This window comes from Aeromonas rivuli (assembly GCF_000820045.1).
Lineage (GTDB): Bacteria > Pseudomonadota > Gammaproteobacteria > Enterobacterales > Aeromonadaceae > Aeromonas > Aeromonas rivuli.
Genome location: NZ_CDBJ01000068.1, coordinates 384 through 16,142, shown reverse-complemented (window position 1 = coordinate 16,142; position 15,759 = coordinate 384). Strand labels below are relative to the sequence as shown.

The following is a 15,759-nucleotide window of genomic DNA, read 5'->3' as shown; positions in this document are numbered from 1 at the left end:
TACAGAAGATGAATTATTCATAACGCAGTGCCTCGGCCGGACGCACCCGTGCCGCGCGGGCAGCAGGATACAGGGTGGCAGCGAAGCTCAGCAAGACGGCGCCACCGAGGATGGTGACCACCTGCATCGGCTCGACGATGACGGGCAGGCCACTGCCCCCCGCCGCCATATAGAGGTTGAGTCCCAGCCCGTTGAGCAACGGATTGAGGCCCAGGCAGAGGCCAAGGCCCGCCAGGGCACCGAACAGGGCACCGATCACCCCGCTGGAGGCCCCCAGCACCATGAAGATCTTGATGATCCCAGACTCGTTCATGCCCATGGTACGCAAGATGGCCACCTCCCCTTCCTTGTCGGTGACCACCATGACCAGGGCAGAGAGGATATTGAAGGTCGCCACCGCGATGATGAGCACCAGCATCAGTCCCATCATCCGTTTTTCCATGGCCACCGCCTGGAACAGCTCGCCACGCTCCCGTCGCCAATCTTGCCACTGGTAACCGTCCGGCAGCGGCGTCTTGATCACGGCATCGGCCGCGAAGGGATCATCGAGCCAGAGCCGCAGACCGCCGACTTGATTGCTCGGCAGACGCAGCAGGCGCTGGGCATCCTGAATGGCGATCAGGGCTATCTGGTCATCCACATCGGCGCCGACGCCAAAGATGCCCGACACGGTAAAGAGCCGCTGCGCGGGTACCCGGCCAAAGGGCGTGAAGCGGGTGCCTTCGGTCAGGATGAGTCGCACCTCATCCCCCAGACCGACGCCGAGGCGACGCGCTACCCCCTGACCCAAGACAATCTGGTACTCACCGCCCTTGAGGGAGGCGAGGCGCCCCCCCAGCATCTGGGAGTGCAGAATGTCATCTTTGGGCCAGTGGGCGGGATCGATGCCTTGCACGCTCACCCCGGTCAGCTGACCCGGGCTCTGCAGCATGCCCTCGCTATCGAGCATGGGGGCCACCGCCACCACATGGGGCAATTTGGCAAGATCAGGCAGCCCCTCGGGGGCGGCATCGATGCGCCCGGCCTCGCTGGTCAGCACCACATGGGGGATCACCCCCAGGATGCGGCCCTTGAGCTGCCCCTCGAAGCCATTCATGACGGAGATCACCACCATCAGGGCCGCGACCCCGATGGCGATGCCAAAGGTGGAAAACAGAGAGATGAAAGAGACGAAGCGATTACTGCGCCGTGACCCTGCATATCGCAGGCCAATGGCCAGCGAAAGGGGCTGAAAAAGTCCGGTCTTCAAGGATATGCACGTTGCCAACAAAATAAGATACCGGATAATAAAGGGAAACCGTCCATGACAACAAGGGATAGCCTCCATGCAGGAACAGTTCTTCAGCGTCACCCATGCCACGCCGGTCAATGTTATCCTCCTGCCGGATGATTACCTTTTGCCGAGCGAACAGGCGCTGGAGGCCGAGCTGCCCGAGCCCTTTCGCATCGCCGCCGCCATCAGCTCCATCGACATGGCGACCACCCGGCTCATTCGCAGCCAGAATGACGCCATGCAGGATCTGGTCGAGATCATCAACCAGCAGTCCCACAAGATCGACATGATCATGAGCTATGTGCTGGCCGCCCAGGATCACCCCGAGCAGCGCTTCCACACCCTCACCTTTGGCGCGGGTCAGCTCACCTACCTGCACCCGGCCCAGGGGCATGGCCAGGCGCCCGCCAAGGCGCAGCTGGTGCGCCTCAAGATTTTTTTGCGTGACGAGGCCTCCGCCGTCTACTGCTACGCCAGAGTACGCGAAGTCACGACCGGCGAGCATGGCCAGCATGTCGCCCTCGACTACGCCCGTATACGTGAGGAAGATCGCGAACTGCTGGTACGAGCCAGCCTCCATGTCCAGTCCCGCCAGCTCAAGGCACGCGCCCAGGAGCGACTTCGTTAACCTACGCGCCAGTATGTGGCCCGAACGATGTGACATCTTTCGAGTCGACCAGACACCGAGCCCGCACGGGCCAAGGCTAAAGACAGAGTGATGAGATCCCTAACCCTACCCGTACTGCCCGCCAAAGCGGGCCAGAAGAGCACCTTGGGCCAACTGCATGGCAGCGCCCTGGCCCTGGTGGCCGCCGAACTCACCCGCTCAAACGATGGCCCCACCCTGCTGGTGACCGCCGATACCCCGAGCGCCCTGCGCCTGGAGCAGGAGCTGCGCTATCTGCTCAGCCAGGTCGAATCCGACGAACAAGTTTGCCCGGTGCTGCTGTTCCCGGACTGGGAGACCCTGCCCTACGACACCTTCTCTCCCCATCAGGACATCATCTCCCAGCGGCTCGAGACCCTCTACAAGCTACCGCAGATGCAACGCGGCGCCCTGATAGTCCCTATCTCGACCCTGATGCTGCGCTGTGCTCCCCGGGTCTATCTCGACAAGTACAGCCTGATGGTCAAGGCGGGTCAGCGCCTCAATTTGCAACAACTGCGCGGCCGTTTGGCCGAGGCCGGTTATGTGGCGGTGGAGCAGGTACTGGAGCATGGGGAATTTGCCGCCCGCGGCTCCCTGCTCGATCTCTTCCCCATGGGCAGCACAGCGCCCTATCGCATCGATTTCTTCGATGATGAAGTGGACTCCATCCGTCCCTTCGACCCCGAGACCCAGCGCTCCAGCGAACCGGTCAAGAGCGTCAGCCTGTTGCCCGCCCGGGAGTTCCCCACCGACGAAGGAGCCATCGAGCTGTTTCGCGGCCAATTCCGCGAGCTGTTCGAGCTGTCGCGAGCCGACGGATCCATCTATCAGGAGGTGAGCAAGGGTCGCTGGCCGGCTGGCATCGAATATTATCTGCCGCTCTTCTTCGAGCAGACCGCCAGCCTGTTTGACTACCTGCCCGCCCAGACCCAGCTCATCACGGTCGGCGACATCTACCCCGCCGCCCAGGGGTTTTGGAACGACATAGGTCAACGCTTTGAAGAGCGGCGCTGGGACACCAGCCGCCCCCTGCTCGAGCCCGCCCGTCTCTATCTGCCGGTGGAGCAGCTGTTCCAGGCCCTCGGCCAATATGGCGCCGTGCGCCTGCAAGAAGAGCCGACTCCCCAGGGCGCCGGCCAGATCAATCTGCCGGTCGAGCCCCTGCCCGAGCTGCAACTCGACAACAGCAAGGAGCGCCCCCTGCTCGCCCTGGAGCAGTTCCTGCAAGACTTTGCGGGACGAACCCTCTTTGCGGTCGAAACCGAGGGGCGCCGCGAGGTATTGCGCGACTTGCTGGCCCGTATCGGTCTCAATCCGCCGGAATTTGCCAGCCTGGCCGCGTTTCTCGCAAGCCACAGCGAGCAGGGTATTCTGGTCGGGCCCCTCGAGCGTGGCTTCTTGCTGCGCGAGCCGAAGCTGGCCCCCCTTGCCTTCATCACCGAAGGCGAGCTGCTCGGCGGCAAGATCAGAAGCAAACGCCAGCGAGACAAGAGCAAAAACCTCAGCTCCGATGCGGTGATCCGCAACCTCGGCGAGCTGACCCAGGGTCAGCCGGTGGTGCATCTGGATCACGGGGTCGGCCGCTACCTGGGCCTGGAGACCCTGGACGCCGGTGGCCTGCCCACCGAGTTCCTCACCCTGGAATACGCGGGGGGCGACAAGCTGTTCGTCCCCGTCACCAACTTGCACCTGATCAGCCGTTACACCGGATCCGACAATCCCCCCAGCCACAAGCTCGGCGGCGAGGCCTGGGTCAAGGCCAGGCGCAAGGCGGCCGAGAAGGTGCGCGACGTGGCGGCCGAGCTGCTCGATGTCTATGCCCTGCGCGCGGCACGCAGCGGCTTTGCCTTCAAGCACGACAAGGAGAACTACCGCCAGTTCGCCGCCGGTTTCCCGTTCGAGGAGACCGACGATCAGCTCAATGCCATCAATGCGGTACTCGGCGACATGTGCCAGGCCAAGAGCATGGACCGGCTGGTGTGCGGCGACGTCGGCTTTGGCAAGACGGAAGTGGCGATGCGCGCGGCCTTCGTGGCGGTCCATGGCGGCAAGCAGGTGGCCGTGCTGGTGCCCACCACCCTGCTGGCCCAGCAGCACTACGACAACTTCCGGGATCGCTTCGCCAACTGGCCTGTGCGGGTCGAGGTGCTGAGCCGCTTCCGCTCCGCCAAGGAGCAGACCAGCGTCTTGAAGGAGCTGGCCGATGGCAAGGTGGACATCATCATCGGCACCCACAAGCTGCTCGGCTCCGATCTCACTTTCAAGGATCTGGGGCTGCTGATCGTCGATGAGGAGCACAGATTCGGGGTGCGTCAAAAAGAGAAGATCAAGGCACTGCGCGCCGACGTGGATATCCTCACCCTCACCGCCACGCCTATCCCGCGCACCCTCAACATGGCCATGGCCGGGATGCGGGATCTGTCGATCATCGCTACCCCCCCTGCCAAGCGGCTCGCCATCAAGACCTTCGTGCGCCAGCAAGAGCCCGCGGTCACCCGCGAGGCGGTGTTGCGTGAGCTCAAACGGGGCGGCCAGATCTACTACCTGCACAACGACGTGGCCAGCATCGACAAGTGTGCCAACGATCTTGCCGAGCTCATCCCGGAGGCGCGCATCGGCATCGCCCATGGCCAGATGCCGGAGCGCAATCTCGAACGGATCATGTCGGACTTTTATCACCAGCGTTTCAACCTGCTGGTCTGCACCACCATCATCGAGACCGGCATAGACGTGCCGAGCGCCAACACCATCATCATGGACAGGGCCGATCACCTTGGCCTGGCCCAGTTGCACCAGCTGCGGGGCCGGGTCGGGCGCTCCCACCATCAGGCCTATGCCTATCTGCTCACCCCGCCCCCCAAGCTGATGACCAAGGATGCCGCCAAGCGGCTCGATGCCATTGCATCCCTGGAAGATCTCGGCGCCGGTTTCGCCCTGGCCACCCATGATCTAGAGATCCGTGGCGCGGGCGAGCTCTTGGGAGACGATCAGAGCGGCCAGATAGAGTCGGTCGGCTTCACCCTCTATATGGAGATGCTGGAGCAGGCGGTCGAGGCACTCAAGAGTGGCAAGGAGCCCTCCCTCGAGCAGCTGATGAGCGACCATACCGAGGTGGAGTTGCGCCTGCCCGCCCTCCTGCCAGAAGGCTATATCCCGGACGTCAACATGCGGCTCTCCATGTACAAGCGCATCGCCAGTGCCAGTGATGAGGCTGAGCTGCGCGAGCTGAAGGTGGAGCTTATCGACCGATTCGGCCTGCTGCCCGATGCCGCCAAGACGCTGTTCGACATTGCCAGCTTCCGCCAGCAGGCGGCGGCGCTTGGCATCAAGCGTCTGGAGATGAGCGAGCGCGGCGGCTACCTGGACTTCAATCAGGATACCCGGGTCAACCCCGGCTACCTGGTCAAGCTGCTCTCCGAGCAGCCCCGAGTGTTCAAGATGGACGGGCCGACCCGCTTGCGCTTCCAGGTACCGACCCAGGACAGAGTCACCCGCTTGCAGCGGGTGGAAGGCCTGTTAAAGGATCTGGCCGCGCACTCAGGCTGAGCAGGCCTTCTCGCTCGCGGTTGTCCGCCAGTCATCAAGATTGCACCATAACAAGAGGCCCCGGATTGGGGCCTCTGTTTCGGATGCGTCGCCGACGTTTTTGAGCATTCGCCAGAGGCCGCTGGCCTCGGGATCAGGCGGCCAGGCTGCGCAGCCAGCGGATCTCGTCAGCCCAGATGGACTCGTCGATGGTCTCCAGGATCAAGGGGATACCGTCGAAGTGGGCGTCTTTCATGATGTGATGGAACACCGCCTCCCCCAGATTGCCCTGCTGCAGGCTATGGTGCCTGTCGACCCGGCTGCCGAAGCTGCTCTTGGCGCCGTTGATGTGCATCCCCTTGAGATATTGAAAACCCACCTGACGGTCAAAGTCCCCGAATACCTGGGCACAGCCCTCGGGGGTGCGCAGATCGTAACCGGCGGCAAAGGCGTGGCAGGTGTCGAAGCAGATGCCGACCCGGCTCTTGTCTTCCACCCCGTCGATGATGGTGGCCAGATGCTCGAAGGACCAGCCGAGGTTGGTACCCTGCCCCGCCGTGTTCTCGATCACCGCCGTTACCCCCTGGCTGCGTTCCAGCGCCCAGTTGATGGACTCGCTCACCAGCTTCAGGCTGACCGCTTCGGGTATCTGCTTCAAGTGGCTGCCGGGGTGGAAGTTCAGATAACAGAGCCCGAGCTGCTCGCAGCGTTTGAGCTCATCCAGAAATGCATCACGGGATTTGGCCAGCGCATCGGGATCCGGGTGGCCCAGGTTGATGAGGTAGCTGTCATGGGGCAGGATCTGCGTTGGGCCAAAGCCCTCCCGCTCGCAGGCGAGCTTGAACGCATCGATGGATTTGGCGGTCAGGGGGGCGGCCTGCCACTGACGCTGATTCTTGGTGAACAGGGCGAAGGCGTTGGCCCCGATGGCCTTGGCGCGGGCTATGGTGTTCTCTACGCCGCCAGCGGCACTGACATGGGCTCCGATATACTTCATTGCATCTCCTCTGTTCTGTGGATTCTCATCATGCAACAGCAGTGCGCCCCGGCACAGCAGGGCCTAGTTGGTTGATGTCATGGCATCTCCGAGATAGGGGGACATTATGCCCAAGAGGCCCAGCCGCGCCAAACCGGCTTTGTCGATAGCGGCCATAGAAAAGGCGCCCGCAGGCGCCTTGAAGGTCTCTGTTGCTGGACTTAATAGGCCAGACCCGCCCCATAGGGATAGAGCGGATTGACCGAGTCGCTCGCCACATCCGGGTGCTGGTTCAATACCGCCTGCCAGTTGGAAGGAAGCTCGAAGGGCAACTTGCCCCGCGCCTTGACCTTGCCGCTGATGACGTCAAACAGGGCCTGATCCAGGGCGCCGAAGTTGGCCAACAGCACCTGGGCGGCCGGAGCCACCTCGGTCAGGATGGCGGGCCTGTCCAGATAGACGGAGAGTACCAGGGGCACGCCGGCCTGCTGTATGGCCTGGATGGCGGCCAGATCCTCGCTACCATGGTAGACCCCCTCATGGGCCGTCTCCTGCTCCGCCTGGCCCGCACTGGCAAAGCCAAGCTGACCGAAGTGGATGTTGCCAAAGGGGAAGCGCGGATCTTGCTCATTCGGGGTGTTGACCCGGGCGATGGCGAGATCGGCCTGGGCCAGATCGGTCACGACGGTGAAGCCGTTGGCCGTCGCCACCGCCTCATTGACCTGATAGAGATAGACCCGCTTGCCCTGTGCCTGGAGTGGCAGCATCTTGCCCTCATTTTTCAGCAGCACGTGGGCCGCCGCCTGAGCCGCCTGAGCCGCGTCCTGGAACTCGGCCTTGCCCACCAGCGCCACCGCGGCCTGGGCATCAACATAGGGGTTTTCAAACAGTCCCAACTCGAACTTTTGCACCAGAATGCGCAGGGCAGAGGTCGAGAGCGCCGCTTCCGTCACCAGCCCCGCCTGCACCGCCGCCAACAAGGGCGCGGGATCCTCGACGCCACCAAACTGATCCACCCCGGCGTCAATCGCCTTGGCGTAACGCTCGGCCTTGGTCAGGCTCTCGACCCCCCAGGACATGCCAAAGGGCACCGTCCAGGGACTCACCCCTGCGGTGAGCTGCTCCGCGGTCAGGCCATCCTCGCAGGCGGTGTCGCAGTCATTGACTATGCCCCAGTCGCTGAGCACCACGCCGTCAAACCCGAAGTGGCCGCGCAGCAGGTCGGTGAGGATCTGGCGGTTGAAGCCAAAGCCCACCTCTTCGATGGGCTGCCCTGCATAGGTCAATCCCTCCGGCTTGGCATAGTAAGGCATGACAGCGCCGACCTTGGCCTCGAAGGCCCCTTCAAACGGCACCAGGTGATAGGCAAACTGATCCCCCGGATAGACCTGCTCCTTGCCCCAGGGGTTGTGGGCATCCAGTCCATCCTTCTGGGGGCCTGCGCCAGCGAAGTGCTTGACGACGGTGATCACGCTATCTTTGCCTATTCCCTCGCTGCCGTGCTGGAAGCCCTCGATGTAGGCGCGCACCAGTGACTTGGCCAGCAGGTTGTTTTCGCCAAAGGTGCCATTGATGCGGCCCCAACGTGGCTCGGTCGCCAAGTCGGCCTGAGGGGAGAGGGCTTCGTGGATGCCGACCGCCCTGTACTCCTGGCGGGCGATGTCACCAAAGTGCTGCACCAGTGCCGCATCCCCGATGGCGGCGAGCCCCAGGGTCTCCGGCCACTGGGAGAAGGCGCCAGCACCGATGCTGGTCGCGTTGGGATCGTGGGTGAAGTGGTTGCGGGGATCCGTACTGATGGTCAGGGGAATGCCCAACCCCACCCCTTCCAGCACCGCCTGCAGCTTGTTGTTGTCTTCGGCGATGGCCGCCGGATCCCCGGCCATCCGGGTGATGTAGGTGTTGACCCCATCGATGCGCAGCATCTTGTCCATGGCACTGAGATTGACCCGCCCCTTGTCGTCGAGCACCAGGGTGCCATGCATCATCAGGCCGGCCTTCTGAGCCAGGCTCAGTCGGCTCAGTAGATCCTGGGCGCGCTCGGCGGCGCCCAGACGCCAATCCTCGTAAGGGGTCAAGGTGCCGCTGCCATCCAGATCCTTGAATTGCAAGCCATCTTGTTCAATCAGACTCGCGGTACGGCGGCCCAATTCGGGTTGGCTGGGCTTGGGGGAGGAGTCATTGTCGTTACAGCCCGTCAGCAGCAGGGCGCTGATTGTCAGGGCGAGACCAGGGTATTTCATTATTGTGACCTTCCTTGTGTGTATGAGTCTGGCCACTCTATGCAAAGGCCGCCGCCCACACTTGCCCGCCGGGTGCAGGAACTTGACGGTTGGGAGCAGGTTGCAAAAGTGTGAAAAGCCTTGCAGGGTTACCTTTGGTTACACAAGCAGGACGAGAAATTGCGCCGGGATCACGGCAATGGATCCCCAACCGGGGATGATGGCGGGCCATGATGAACAGGCACCGCCGACAAGGAGTTCAGCCGTGAAAAGTGTTTCCAACCGGATTGCCCTGCACTGCCTCGCCCGCTGGCAGGCCCAGGGCCGGGATCCCGCCTCGCTCCTCCTTGCTGCCGGGATAGCCCGGGAAGAGTTGCATATTCCCCAGGGACGCATCGATGCCCAGCGCCACTTCCGGCTGCTGGCCCACTGCGCGCCCCATGCCGATCTTTCCAATCACTGGTCGCCCCCCTCCTTGACGGGGCTGTTTTCCGATTATCTGCCCCTGGCCAGCCTCTGCTGCAACGCCGCCACCTTGCGTCAGGCCCTGCAATTTTTCCTGCGCTATCGCCCCCTGATCGGCGAGTGCGACCGGATCACGCTGCAGGAGCAAGATGGCGTGGCGCGGCTTAGCTACTATTCGGACTCCGATCACCCGGATGTGATCGCCATGAGCAGCCTGGTCAACCTCTGCTATCTCTATGCCCTGGTGCAGTTCTATCAACCGGGCCAGGGTCAGCTGGTGCTGCCCACCCCGGTACGCCCAAAACTGTGGCGGGAGCTGGCGGCCTGGCTGGCAGGGCAGGTGCGCCTGGGGGATGGCTATCAGCTGACGTTCCCCGCCGCCCTGCTCGATCAACCCTATGGCGGCCACAATGCCGCCTTGCAGCCGCTGTTGCTGGGGGAGCTGACCCAGCAGATGGCGCAGTTGCAACCGCCCTCCCATTATCGCGAGCAGGTATTGACCCTGATCCGGCGCCAGCTCTGGTTGGGAGATGCAGATCCCCGCACCCTGCTGGCCGGGATCTGCACGACCCTGAACGTGACTCGCTGGACCCTGAACCGCCATCTGCGCGAGGAGCAGTGCCACTTCTCGGCCCTGCTGGAGCAGGTACGGCGAGAGGAAGCCTGCCGCTTGCTGCTCGACTCCTCTTTGCAGCTGCAAGAGGTGGGGGGACGGCTCGGCTTTGCCAGCCAGAGCAGCTTCACCCGCTTCTTCAAGGAGGCCTTTGCGCAATCCCCCAGCCAGTATCGTGCCCGCCGCTACCGGGAGTGAGCGTGCTGGCTGAGAGTGCTGGCTGAGAGTGCTCCCATGCCCCCTCACCGGGCCCTGTCTTGCCCATCGTCAGTGGCCGGCAAGCCTGAACAGGGACCCTCTGATGAGCGCGAGGCCGCGATCTGGCTCACAGGGGGTAAACCATCTGAATTTATTAAATTTAGTTACAGCATGACATTGGCTATAGTAGCGCCACTGGCATCATAAGAACCGATCAACGGATTGAACATACGCTTAGCTCCCCTCTCCCCGTCCTGGCGGACTCGGTTCGCCCTGGCACTGGCCTGTCTTTGCTATTACCTCACGGGCTGGCTGGGGCAGACGCTGTTTAGCCTGCAACCCGCCAACATCACCCTGATCTGGCTCCCCTCCGGGATTGCCCTGATCATGCTGCTGAACTGGGGGATGAGGGCGCTGCCCTGGATATGTTTGGGCAGCTTCATGTTGAACGTAAAAGGCATGATGATGGAGGGCGCCCTGCTCCCCTCCCTGTCCCATACCGCTATCGCCGCCCTGATCGATGCCCTGGCCCCGGCACTTGCCCTGCGTCTGCTACAAGGTTTCCTGCCCCTTGGGGTGCACAATGCCAACGATCTCATCAAGTTTGTGGTGCTGGCTGGCGTGCTTCCCATCTCGCTCTCCAGCCTGCTGCTCGCATGGAATCTGGTGCTGGGTCACTATATTCCCGGATCCGCGCTGCCCGGCATGGTCAAGATGCTCTTCCTTGCCGATATCCTCGGCATCCTGTTGATGTACCAGATCTATGTCGGCTGGCAGGAACCGCATGCCCTGCGCATTGCCCAACTGCGCCACATCATACTGCCCGGGGTGGGCCTGTCGCTGTTCGCCCTGCTGGGACTGGGTCTGCAGGCCGGCTGGTTGTTCTACCTGCTCCCGCCTCTGCTGATCGTGCTGGCCTTCGAAGTCAGCCGGTTTTATCTGGGGATATTTAGCAGCCTCGCCATGCTGTTCATGATCCTGGCCACGGCGCACGGACTCGGCCCTTTCATCCATCTGACCCAGGAGGAGACCAACACCGAGATGATGGCCTTCGTGCTCTCCTCGGCGCTGACCATCTTCGGGGTCTCATTGCAGCGGGCCCAGTTGCGCCGCACCGAGCAAGACAAGCAGACCGCCGAGAAGGAGGCCAGTTACGATCCCTTGTCGGGACTGCTTAACCGCCGCGCCTTCATGCCGCAGCTGGCGCGGCTTGCTGGCCAGGCGCGCCCCTATTGCGTGGCCATGCTGGACATAGATAACTTCAAGTCAATCAATGACACCCATGGTCACAGGGTGGGCGATCGGGTGATCCAGACTCTGGCCCAGATCATCCATAACCATTGCCGCAGCCAGGACATCACGGCGCGGATCGGGGGAGAGGAGTTTGCCCTGGTACTGATCGATATATCGCCAGCGGATGCCTTGCCGGTGCTGGAGCGGATCCGCAGCACCCTCGCCAACATGTCCATCGTCGCCGAGCAGCAGACCCTCTATTGCACCCTCAGCATTGGCTGGGCCGAGAGCGCGCCCACCCTTGATGGGGATACCCTGCTGCACCACGCCGATCTCGCCCTCTATCAGGCCAAGGCGGCAGGCAAGAATTGCATCGTGAAATTCGCCGGCTGATTTTCCTGCCGCGTCAGTTTGCCTCCCTGCCGCGCAACCCCTTGTCACTCAGCGCCATCCGTCCCTGGCGCCGGGGCATTCCCCAGCACGCCTTCGAGCCACTGGATGAAGGCCTGCACCCTGGGCGCCAGTTGGCGGCGATGCCCATAGAGCACATGAATGGGCAGCGGTGGCGCCTGCCACTCGGGCAAGAGGGCGACCAGCTCTCCCCTGGCCAGCAGCTCAGCGACGCCCTGCTCCGGCAACTGTATGATGCCAAGCCCGGCTAGGGCCGCGGCCAGGTAGCTCTCGCTGTCATTGACGGTCAGGGCGCCCGCCATGGGATGGCATTCGACCCGGCCATCCGACCCCAGCACCTCGAATCCCGTCTGCTCACCGCCAAGATCGCTGCCGTAGTGGATCAACTGGTGTTGAGTCAGATCCGCCAGTGTCCCCGGTAGCCCGTGCCGAGCGAGGTAGGCGGGACTGGCGCAGTTGATCTGCCGATATTGACCCAGCCTGCGCGCCACCAGGCTGGAGGATCCCAGCGTCCCGACCCGTACCACGCAATCGAACCCTTCCCGCACCAGATCGACCCGCCTGTCCGTGGTGCTCAGCATCAGGGTCAAGTCCGGGTGCTGAGCCAGAAACGCCGATAAGCGAGGGATCACCTGTAGCCGAGCCAAGCGACTCGGCATGTCGACCCGCAATCGCCCGCTCAGGCGCTGCGCGGGCTGAAACAGGCTCCGTAACTCATCCACATCCGCCAACAGATCCAGGCAACGCTCGTAACAGAGCCGCCCATCCGCGGTGAGTTGCACCCTGCGCGTGGTGCGTTGCAGCAATCGGGTGCCCAGTTGCTCCTCGAGACGACGAATGGTGAGCGAGAGGGTCGCCTTGGGCACCGCCAGCTGTTCGGCGGCGCGGGTAAAGCTTTCCAGCTCGGCTACCCTCACAAACATACCCATGGCATCCAGTTGATCCATATCGGCTATTGTTTATATAAATGGAACATTGCATTCAGTATGACCATCTTTATCCAGTTTCAAAGATTAAATACAGTCGTGACACCGCATCTCCCTACCGCCAACCAACCCAGGAGTTCATCATGTACCAACCCATTGCCCTCATCACGGGCGCTAGCCGAGGCCTTGGCCGCAACACGGCCCTGACCCTGGCAGCCCGGGGGATCTCTCTCATCATCACCTATCGCAGCCAGGCCGAAGAGGCCGATCTGGTGGTTGAAGCCGCTCGCACCCTGGGAGTCCAGGCCCATGCGCTGGCGCTGGATGTGGCCGACAGCGCCAGCTTCCCGGCCTTTGCCGAGCAGGTGCAGCAGCTGCTGCAAAGCCAGTGGCAACGGACCCAGTTCGATTTCCTGGTCAACAATGCGGGCATAGGTATCAACGCGCCCTTCGAGCAGACCACTGAGCAACAATTCGATACCCTGATGAACATCCACCTCAAGGGCACGTTTTTCCTGACCCAGCAACTATTGCCCCTGCTGCGCGATGGAGGCCGCATCGTCAACCTCTCCACCGGTCTGACTCGGTTCGCCCTGCCGGGTTATGCCGCCTATGCGGCCATGAAAGGAGGCATTGAGGTATTGAGCCACTATCTGGCCAAGGAGCTGGGGCCGAGGGGCATCGCCGTCAACGTGGTCGCCCCCGGCGCCATAGAGACTGACTTTGGTGGGGGGGTCGTGCGCGACAATCGGGATGTGAACGATTTTATTGCCAGCCAGACGGCGCTCGGCCGGGTGGGTCGTCCTGACGATATCGGTGGTGTCATCGCCGCCCTGCTCGCGGACGATTGCCGCTGGATCAATGCCCAGCGCATCGAAGCCTCCGGGGGCATGTTTATCTGAGTCGATCGCCACGACGCGCTAAATAACATCACGGCACAAGGGACTCAACACATGGCCTGTCTGCCACGGGGACGCCACTCCCCCGCTGACGCCGGGGGATAACGCAGACCGTGCAGGCCACAACATCCACTGGCCGCGAGAGTGGATTACCAGCGCAGCCGGTAAACCCCATGCAACGCAGAGGCGCCCAAGCCAATGACTTGGGCGCCTCTGTAATAGCGATGCTTATTTCGTGGCGGGTGCAGGCTCAGCTGTAATGATTTTCGGGGTCGTTAGCGTACTTGCGGCCCCACTGGCCATGCCCGCATCTTGCTCCAACGCGGCGGCAGCCTGGTTTTTTTGTTCGATCTGCTCCATCACCAGCTTGTAGGCGATATAGTACTTATAAATGTTGCCCACATAGGTCACCGTCTCAGGGCCTATCTTATCTGCCGCCACATATTCGACATTCTGGAACCAGATATTGGGATCCAAGCCCCGCTTCTTGGCTTCTGCTCGCAAGCGCGCCACCCGGGCCGGCCCCGCATTATAAGAGGCGAAGGAGAAGAGCGCCTTGTCCAGATCGGTCATGGGCTCATCGGCGTAGTAGCGATCTATCATCCAGCGCATGTATTTGACCCCACCGTGAACGTTGGGCTCAGTCTGGCGAATATCCCCCACCTTCATCTGCTTGCCAGTGGCGGGCATCAGCTGCATCACACCGATGGCGCCCACATGACTACGGGCCTTCTGGTTGAGGCCCGACTCTTGATAGCCCTGGGCCGCAATGAGCAACCAGTCCACCTCATAGCGTGCTCCGTATTGGCGAAACAGGTCGACCAATTGCAGAAACTTCTTGCGGTCCGCCTCGGCGGCTGCGCTCTTTACATACTTATTCTGCTTGAGATAGAGGGCCAGCCGCTGAGATCCAGTCTGCTTGCCCCGCAGCGCCGCGATCTGCTTGTTGAGCATCGCCAACAACTGGGTGCTCTCCTTGCGTACCGCCCAGGCGATGACACCCCCTTCACGAAATACCGGCTGCTCATGAACGTTGATATCGGGAAAAATCTGCTTCCAGAAGCGCGCCTTGTGCTCATCCACGATGATGAACGGCAGCAGACCGGCATTGACCATTTCGATCAAGTCTTCATCTTCCAGGGTCTCAGGTACGGCACGAATGTCAATCAACGGCTGCCCGGCGGCCTTGCGCGCCTGGTTATCACTAAGCAGGCTCTCGAAATAACTCGATGAGGGGCGCACATAGATGGCCTGTCCACCGAGATCCCCCGCCCCTTCCACCTTGGGGGAAGCCGGGCCCGAGACCAGCAGTTCACGCACATCCTCAAGCAAGGGGTCGGTGAAATTAACCCCCTGCTTACGCTGATCCGTGATGGTGAGATTGGCGGCGGCGATATCGCCTTTACCGGCGATCAGATCGCTGAATAACTTGTCCCGCGCGACCGGAATAAAGACGATATGTAATTTAAGGTGACGCTTGATGGCTTTCTCTTTTCGCAACTGGCCGTTGTAGCGCTGCTCAAGCTGCATAAAGCCATCATAGGTGACACCCCGTTGCACGCCCTTGTTGATGAAATAGCCAGTCTTGTTGTAAGTGGTCAGCACCCGAATGCGGCCCCGTTCCAGCATGGCATCGAGATCCCCCAAGGCGGGCTTTGATAGCTCAGCACTGTTAAAGTCCAGCTGAGCACGCTCCTCTTCCTCCTCCTTGGGGTCAGCCCCCCAAACCTGCGACCAAGGCCCCATAAAGAGCCCCCACATCATCACTATCCATAACCCTTTCATAGTGGCTACCTCACCCATTTTATTGAGTGTAGTGCCGCCCGGATCGCCACTTAGCTTATTGCGTTTGATCTTATGGAGGGGTAGTAACCAGATGGTATTGAATAAAAAGGCCCATCGGCTCGCCATCAATGATAGACGTATCCGAGTGAGCCCTATTTATAGTGAATGGCAACCCTGTCCGTTAAGATGGGCAAGTACAGGAGTGGTCATTGCCGGGCGGCCAGCGTCCATTCAGCTCTGGGCCGGGTGCGTACCACCGTCAGGCTGGCGCCCGGCTTATTGACCAGCAACTCGAAGCGAGCCAGTTCGTCTTCCGCCGACCAATTGGCAGGCTGCTTGCCCCAAGTGGATTGCAGCAACCATTTCTCCAGATCTGAGTGTTTTAATGATATTGAGCAACATAGCCAATACAAACATTGAAATGATGAAAAATGACACTGTAATCGTACAGCGCTACCTGAGTCATTAGGTGTTAAGTTCATCAAGTTTTCTTGGCACACCAACATCCAGAGAGCTATGGGGAGCCATATTTAATGAGAAAACAGTTTTAAACTCTCTATACTCACAGCAAATCAGCAAATCAG

General features: G+C 61.5%; 11 protein-coding genes. 5 read left to right on the top strand and 6 right to left on the bottom strand.

Translation table 11 applies throughout. The features are described from left to right. Positions 1–13: 13 nt before the first annotated feature. On the bottom strand, positions 14–1,249 hold the full coding sequence (locus tag BN1130_RS15835; protein WP_042043119.1) for a lipoprotein-releasing ABC transporter permease subunit: 1,236 nt from the start codon (positions 1,247–1,249) through the stop codon (positions 14–16). 76 nt (positions 1,250–1,325) lie between these two features. Here BN1130_RS15835 and BN1130_RS15830 point away from each other — a divergent pair, with 76 nt between their 5' ends. Both BN1130_RS15830 and mfd read left to right on the top strand, forming a co-directional pair. Next, positions 1,326–1,901, top strand: coding sequence for a PilZ domain-containing protein (locus BN1130_RS15830; protein WP_042043118.1), 576 nt, complete (start codon positions 1,326–1,328; stop codon positions 1,899–1,901). A gap of 90 nt (positions 1,902–1,991) precedes the next feature. Beyond that, positions 1,992–5,468: a transcription-repair coupling factor gene (mfd, locus tag BN1130_RS15825; RefSeq protein ID WP_042043117.1), complete on the top strand. Its 3,477-nt coding sequence runs from the start codon at positions 1,992–1,994 to the stop codon at positions 5,466–5,468. A gap of 133 nt (positions 5,469–5,601) precedes the next feature. Here mfd and nfo read toward each other — a convergent pair whose 3' ends face one another. Both nfo and BN1130_RS15815 read right to left on the bottom strand, forming a co-directional pair. Continuing rightward, positions 5,602–6,444, bottom strand: a complete 843-nt coding sequence (nfo, locus tag BN1130_RS15820) for a deoxyribonuclease IV (RefSeq protein ID WP_042043116.1) — start codon at positions 6,442–6,444, stop codon at positions 5,602–5,604. A 200-nt stretch (positions 6,445–6,644) separates the two neighbouring features. Continuing rightward, positions 6,645–8,666: a glycoside hydrolase family 3 protein gene (locus BN1130_RS15815; RefSeq protein ID WP_042043115.1), complete on the bottom strand. Its 2,022-nt coding sequence runs from the start codon at positions 8,664–8,666 to the stop codon at positions 6,645–6,647. Positions 8,667–8,910: 244 nt separating this feature from the next. Between BN1130_RS15815 and BN1130_RS15810 the strand changes: the two genes are divergently transcribed. Together BN1130_RS15810 and BN1130_RS15805 are read left to right on the top strand one after the other, a co-directional pair. Further along, positions 8,911–9,921, top strand: coding sequence for a helix-turn-helix domain-containing protein (locus tag BN1130_RS15810; protein WP_042043114.1), 1,011 nt, complete (start codon positions 8,911–8,913; stop codon positions 9,919–9,921). A 222-nt stretch (positions 9,922–10,143) separates the two neighbouring features. After that, a complete protein-coding gene (locus BN1130_RS15805; RefSeq protein ID WP_042043113.1) occupies positions 10,144–11,547 on the top strand; it encodes a sensor domain-containing diguanylate cyclase in 1,404 nt (467 codons plus the stop codon). Positions 11,548–11,591: 44 nt separating this feature from the next. Here BN1130_RS15805 and BN1130_RS15800 read toward each other — a convergent pair whose 3' ends face one another. Then, positions 11,592–12,512, bottom strand: coding sequence for a LysR family transcriptional regulator (locus tag BN1130_RS15800; protein ID WP_042043112.1), 921 nt, complete (start codon positions 12,510–12,512; stop codon positions 11,592–11,594). 122 nt (positions 12,513–12,634) lie between these two features. Between BN1130_RS15800 and BN1130_RS15795 the strand changes: the two genes are divergently transcribed. Next, entirely contained in the window at positions 12,635–13,393 is a 759-nt protein-coding gene (locus BN1130_RS15795; RefSeq protein WP_042043111.1) for an SDR family NAD(P)-dependent oxidoreductase, read from the top strand. A 225-nt stretch (positions 13,394–13,618) separates the two neighbouring features. On the opposite strand, the gene BN1130_RS15790 is transcribed toward BN1130_RS15795, so the two are convergent. Both BN1130_RS15790 and BN1130_RS22365 read right to left on the bottom strand, forming a co-directional pair. Continuing rightward, a complete protein-coding gene (locus BN1130_RS15790) occupies positions 13,619–15,175 on the bottom strand; it encodes an MltF family protein (RefSeq protein ID WP_042043110.1) in 1,557 nt (518 codons plus the stop codon). Positions 15,176–15,381: 206 nt separating this feature from the next. After that, entirely contained in the window at positions 15,382–15,534 is a 153-nt protein-coding gene (locus tag BN1130_RS22365; protein WP_157014054.1) for a hypothetical protein, read from the bottom strand. Between the last annotated feature and the right edge of the window lie 225 nt (positions 15,535–15,759).

Bases quoted from the DNA above. Each gene is read 5' to 3' on its own strand.
- BN1130_RS15830 (WP_042043118.1), top strand. From the start codon at position 1,326: ATGCAGGAACAGTTCTTCAGCGTCACCCATGCCACGCCGGTCAATGTT.
- mfd (WP_042043117.1), top strand. From the start codon at position 1,992: ATGAGATCCCTAACCCTACCCGTACTGCCCGCCAAAGCGGGCCAGAAG.
- nfo (WP_042043116.1), bottom strand. From the start codon at position 6,444: ATGAAGTATATCGGAGCCCATGTCAGTGCCGCTGGCGGCGTAGAGAAC.
- BN1130_RS15815 (WP_042043115.1), bottom strand. From the start codon at position 8,666: ATGAAATACCCTGGTCTCGCCCTGACAATCAGCGCCCTGCTGCTGACG.
- BN1130_RS15800 (WP_042043112.1), bottom strand. From the start codon at position 12,512: ATGGATCAACTGGATGCCATGGGTATGTTTGTGAGGGTAGCCGAGCTG.
- BN1130_RS15795 (WP_042043111.1), top strand. From the start codon at position 12,635: ATGTACCAACCCATTGCCCTCATCACGGGCGCTAGCCGAGGCCTTGGC.
- BN1130_RS15790 (WP_042043110.1), bottom strand. From the start codon at position 15,175: ATGAAAGGGTTATGGATAGTGATGATGTGGGGGCTCTTTATGGGGCCT.